This window comes from Tritonibacter scottomollicae, assembly GCF_003003215.1.
Taxonomy (GTDB): Bacteria; Pseudomonadota; Alphaproteobacteria; order Rhodobacterales; family Rhodobacteraceae; genus Epibacterium; species Epibacterium scottomollicae.
The window spans coordinates 1-4,696 of the sequence record NZ_PVUF01000048.1 but is presented as its reverse complement, the minus strand read 5'-3'; the positions used below and the strand labels follow the sequence as shown (position 1 = coordinate 4,696).

Below are 4,696 nucleotides of genomic sequence, written 5' to 3'. Positions count from 1 at the left end.
CCGGTAGTAAGTCTGAACCGTCACACCGATTTGCCGAACGGCTTCCTGAACCGAGCTCCCTTGCCCGTGCAGCACCTCAACCTGTCGCAGCTTCAGCACGATGTCCTCGGGCTTCTCTCGTTTGCCTGCCATCTCGTCGTCCTTCTGAAAACGGGATATTCCTATCCCAAAAGGTGGACCACTTCAGTGGGGGCACTCCACCAATCGCCATATAGCCCCAAGAGCGTGCTGCGCATCCGTGGCGAGATTTCATCGCGCCGGTTTTCAAGAATTGCCTCAAACGAACCCTGCAACCTATGCCGCCCAGCCCGCACAGTTATTCCTTGCTCGATCAGGAACCCCGGATCTGATTGATCGTAGCAGTGCGGCGGGCCACCAGCCTCGACCGGACACGATGCATTGCCTGCAAATCCAACTGGTCCTGGCTTTTCTCAGTGACCGTCCGCAGGTTCGGTCGCATGGCGGTCTCAGCGATGGCCTCCGCATCACTGTAATCGTTCTTTTGCCCCTTGTTAAACGGTGTCACATAGATCGCCGGGATAATCCGAGGCTCAAAACCAAGCTCTCGTAGCATACGGCTGACAAAATGCGCGCTCATGCAGGCTTCCATGCCAACGACACAGCGTGGCAGCGCATCAAAAGTCGCTTTCAACGCCAACCTTCTAATTTTCTTGCGCAAAACGCGTTGGACGGTGTCGTCAAAGCCGACCAGGTGGAACGTGTCTTTGCCAATATCGACGCCAATGACGGCGATCTCATCGATGTCTTCCGGGTTTTTGGATTTCATAGCTATTTCTCCTGTCTGCAGAAATAGGCAAAGCTTAACCTGCTGGGTGAAGCAGCCGGTACATCCCATTATTGACGGCGCTGTTGCAGAACTCACGCCTGAGGCGTGACTGCCCCTTACCCACTGAGGTCATGCCATGCGGACGATCTCGGCGGTGCCGAGGGCGTTGAAGCGGTTCATAACGGCGATGCGGAGCTCACCTCGATTTCGGCCGTCTGGCGGTCGGGGTCTCTCGCGGCGATGCGCTCGCCGAAGGACTTGAGGCAGCGCATCTTGGCCTCGGCGCGGCTGCGGACGTGGTATCCCGCCCGCCGTTTCCAGAAAGCCCGGTCGTAGTGACGCGTGGCGCGCAGGGTTTCGTTGCGGGCCAGAGCAGCTGGGCAATCCTCCGTCCACGGTCTGCCATTCTTGCGGATCGGGATGATGGCCGTGCCACCCCGTGCGAAGATGGCGCTGTGGCAACGGCGGGTGTCATAGGCGCCATCCGCCGTCACAGTGCCGATGGCTTCGTCGTCCGGGATCTGGCCAAGGAGGTCCGACAGGACAGGGCTATCGCCTTCCCGACTGGGCGTAAGCTCGACCGCGCGGATATCGGATGTGGCGGTGTCCATGGCCAGATGGACCTTGTGCCATTTCCGCCGTCCCTGAACACCATGCTTCCGGGCCTGCCATTCCCCGCCGCCAAGGAACTTGATACCCGTGCTATCCACCAGCAGGTCCAGCGGTCCGTCGGCACGGCGATACGGGATCTGCACCTTCAGGGTCTTTTGCCTGCGGCACAGCGTGGAGTAGTCCGGAACAGGCCAGTCCAACCCCGCCAGACGTAGCAGGCTCGCCACCACCCCGGCGGTCTGCCGTTGCGGCAACTTGAACAACACCTTAATCGACAAGCAGAACTGGATCGCCGCGTCTGAGAAGACCGGCGGGCGCCCAGGGCAGCCTTCATGCTGCGCGTGCCAGGCCATCTCCTTATCCAGCCAGATCAGCAATGACCCGCGATTGCGGAGCGAAGCGTTGTAGGCGGACCAGTTCGTCGTACGGTAGCGGGCCGGCTCGGGCTTGCTCATGCCACCCGCCTAACCGCATGGATTCGTGTTGTGACTCCTTCGCGGTCAGAGTTCTGCAACAACGCCATCTGGGGCAACCATGAGGCTTATGGTTCGGTCTGGTCGGAATTGTTGGCGGATGAGCAACGCCAGCTGGCTGAATTGCGTGACGATGGGTTGGATATCCGGGTGCTGCATGGCGCAGCGACTGAAATCGCCAGCACCCGCATCATTGGCGCAACACTCTGGACCGATCTTCAACTGCGTTGGTCCGGATTTACGGGAAACCCGCCTGTATAGTCAGTGACAATGGAACAGAGTTCACCAGTCGGGCCATCCTGAAATGTGCGGATAAGAACGACGTTCCCTGGCACTATATCGATCCCGGCAAGCCGCAACAAAACGCCTTCATCGAGTCGTTCAACGGGAGCGTGCGCGACGAGCTGCTGAACGAGGAGATATTCGACACTCTGGACGATGCCCGCCGAAAGCTGGCACTTTGGCGCTACGATTACAACGCCGTCATGCCACACTCATCGCTGGGGAACCAAACGCCGTGTGAGGCGCGCCGGACGCTTGAGCAATTTGACGGCTCCGCGCCCGGCGGGCTTGCCCAAACCGACCAACCAAACTACCAATCTGAAACCCGCAGAGTCTCGTTATGAACGAGGGACCAGCAGGGTGCAGGTCAACGTCAGTGCAACATTATTTGGAAATATCAGTTGGTGCTTCGTCTTATAATCCCCCTGTTCGCGGTCACTTCCATCGGGCTGGCATTTTTCTTCTATAGGATGGATGAAAAAGGCTGGGCCACGGTTGAACAACGACAGAGCTTGGCGTTTGGTGACGTGACGCTACGCGTCGTTGAGACCGGGGCAGCCGCAGATTTGGATGAACTGCGCGGCGATCCACTTCTTGGTCGTTTGTTCGTTACTGTGGACGAAATGCTGCGCACCGAAACAGCCCGCGGATATGGCATGTTCGATCCTGACAGCAAGCAGCTGACGCTGTTTGTCGCGGGCGAAGCCACGCGGGTGCTCTATGATCCCGAAGTTCCCGTGGCATCTGTCTCGCTGCCTGGCGCTGGTCCGATTGAGGTGCACTGGGCAGAACGTGGTCTACGTGCAGATGTCGTAGTACCTGTAATCTTGTCCGGTGCACCTAGCGAATGGGCGTTCCAAATGCCGCTGATGGCTGCCGCCGATGTCGGGGACATGGTTGCAGCGCAGGAAAAGATAATCACAGATGCATTAGCGGCAAAAACGGATTGGCGCGAACGGATGACTGCGCTCGCTGAAGAACACGCCGATGACCGCGAATTCAAAACGGACACGAATGACGTCTGGTTGAGTGGATGGCAGGCGACGTTATCTTATCCTGAAGATGCCCGATTTTCTCCAATAGACGACGCTTTTGGCGGGCGCGTCCATTTAGCTGATGATCAGATTGTCAACATCGGTGGGTATCGGACTGATGTCGCCGATAAAAAAAATGCCGAATTTCGCGCTATTTTCGAGGCATTTCCTGAAGATGAAAAGCTGCTCGTCCGTGACACAGACGACCTGCTCATCGCGGTGCGATATGATAGGCGGGTTTCTGTTATCGCACGCGTCGACCTTGAGAATATAACGTATGTTGTCAGCGCAGCCTTGAGCAATTGGGATGATATCGGGGTTGTCGTCGCCATCGCTGACTCGATATCGCAACGCCCTTTGGGCGCGCCAAGTTTTGACCCCCTGACGATCACGCGTGAAGAGATGCGCATCGCGATGGGCCTCCCGCCATTCAAGATCGGACCTGAGTATGATCTTGACCCAACGTCTAGCGCACGCAGCGATCTTGAGACGATGTTGCGGCCTGAATATTTGATATCCAGCGACAGCACATGGAGCAATCCCGAGAGCACGTTGTGGTTGCATAGAATCGACGGGGATGGCGACAGCATTCTTATGGCCGAGATCGAATGTTTCACCTTGTTGGGAACGCCGGAATCAGCGGCTGCGATTCACGATAGCTATATCGCAAGAACGGCCTTTGATCCAAAGCTGATGAAGCATGAAATCAGACTGATGAACTACATCAACGATGGTGGCTTTGCATCGAATGCGCCATTTCAACCGTATGGTGAGTTTGAAACGATTGAAACACCGGACTTTGCGCCAGAGTGGTTCGTGGACACCCCATCTTATGCGTTTGGCGCTTACGGTCCATACTATGTGGCGTACCGCGTTGATCAACTGGGCGACGTGTCGATCTTTTGCGCGACGCATGACCATGATTCTTTCACTGCCTGGATGAAAATGGATTTGCATGGCGACGTGGAACGCCCGGCACCCGTGGCGCTTGCCCCTGACATCAAGGCTCAGTTCGCAGCCTATCCTGCTGCGCGTGCGTTTGGTCCGGGCTATTACACGGTGGACAGGGAATATCCGGACCCTATGAGCTATTTGATTGCGGGCGATGGTACGCTGCTGATTTCAAAGGCACTTAACTGGTGGAAGTGGCACGAACAGACACAGACGATCACAGCCGAGGATGCGGACGATAAGGTCGGCCTGTATCTTGTGGATGGGACAAAAATATTGCCGCACGCCTATGAGGATATCGACACATGGCCAAATTTGGGGCCGACCGTGATGTGGGTGCGCGAGGAAGATGGCGATCTGTTCTATGACCTCAATGATCGTGCCTTTGTCCCGGACCCAACCCAATAACCCGGATGCTGACATCGATCTTGCGCGCATCATCGGTCTAAGCGGGCTTGCTGTTGATCAGCCCCATCTGAGTGGTCCAATTTGATTGTTAGTGCATGATCGGCCTTGGGTCCATCTGTACAATGGTTTCGGGGGCCGGAGGGCGGTAG

2 protein-coding genes and 4 pseudogenes are annotated in these 4,696 nt (G+C 56.8%); 3 read left to right on the top strand and 3 right to left on the bottom strand.

Annotated features, from left to right (window positions below; all coding sequences use genetic code 11):
* The 3 pseudogenes from CLV89_RS23095 to CLV89_RS22025 all read right to left on the bottom strand — a co-directional run.
* Nucleotides 1-132: pseudogene (locus tag CLV89_RS23095) on the bottom strand (IS3 family transposase); the annotation flags it as partial.
* A gap of 68 nt (nt 133-200) precedes the next feature.
* Nucleotides 201-787, bottom strand: a pseudogene (locus CLV89_RS22030) (IS110 family RNA-guided transposase); the annotation flags it as partial.
* Between the two features lie 129 nt (nt 788-916).
* Nucleotides 917-1,854, bottom strand: a pseudogene (locus tag CLV89_RS22025) (IS5 family transposase).
* 30 nt (nt 1,855-1,884) lie between these two features.
* Between CLV89_RS22025 and CLV89_RS23090 the strand changes: the two are divergent.
* The 3 genes and pseudogenes from CLV89_RS23090 to CLV89_RS22015 all read left to right on the top strand — a co-directional run bounded on the left by CLV89_RS23090 (nt 1,885) and on the right by CLV89_RS22015 (nt 4,547).
* Nucleotides 1,885-2,133 carry a metallophosphoesterase family protein gene (locus CLV89_RS23090; protein WP_243395116.1) on the top strand — a complete coding sequence of 83 codons (249 nt, stop codon included), beginning with the start codon at nt 1,885-1,887 and terminating at the stop codon, nt 2,131-2,133.
* Nucleotides 2,085-2,498, top strand: a pseudogene (locus CLV89_RS22020) (integrase core domain-containing protein); the annotation flags it as partial. The gene CLV89_RS23090 and the pseudogene CLV89_RS22020, both read left to right, overlap by 49 nt.
* Nucleotides 2,499-2,555: 57 nt before the next feature.
* Nucleotides 2,556-4,547, top strand: coding sequence for a hypothetical protein (locus CLV89_RS22015; RefSeq protein ID WP_106165722.1), 1,992 nt, complete (start codon nt 2,556-2,558; stop codon nt 4,545-4,547).
* Nucleotides 4,548-4,696: the final 149 nt, after the last annotated feature.